Source organism: Streptomyces millisiae (genome assembly GCF_031845425.1).
Classification (GTDB): Bacteria; Actinomycetota; Actinomycetes; order Streptomycetales; family Streptomycetaceae; genus Streptomyces; species Streptomyces millisiae.
This window is the reverse complement of the sequence record NZ_JAVREM010000303.1, coordinates 1-453: the sequence shown is the minus strand read 5'-3', so window position 1 is coordinate 453 and position 453 is coordinate 1. Positions and strand designations below refer to the sequence as shown.

Sequence of the window (453 nt, the reverse complement as noted above, 5' to 3'; positions counted from 1 at the left end):
CCAGGTCACGGCAGCCGACGCGATCGTGATCGGCCACGACATGCGCCCCACCTCCCCGGCGCTGTCCGGCGCCTTCGCCCGGGGCGCGGCGGCCCGGGGCGCGGACGTCACCCTGATCGGCCTCTGCTCGACGGACCAGCTGTACTACGCGTCGGGTGCCCTGGACCTCCCGGGCGCGATGTTCACGGCCTCGCACAACCCCGCGCAGTACAACGGCATCAAGATGTGCCGGGCGGGCGCGGCGCCGGTGGGCCAGGACACGGGCCTCAGGGAGATCCGCACGCTGGTCGAACAGTGGTCGGAAGGCGCCCCGCAGCCCCCCGCCGCCGCCACCCCCGGCACGATCACGGAACGCGACACCCTCACCGACTACGCGGCCCACCTCCTGGGTCTGGTCGACCTCAAGGCGATCCGCCCCCTGAAGGTCGTCGTCGACGCGGGCAACGGCATGGG

At 73.5% G+C, this 453-nt stretch carries 1 pseudogene; it reads left to right on the top strand.

Annotation, left to right across the window (positions count from 1 at the left end):
* Window positions 1-453: pseudogene (gene manB / locus RNC47_RS36795) on the top strand (phosphomannomutase/phosphoglucomutase); the annotation flags it as partial.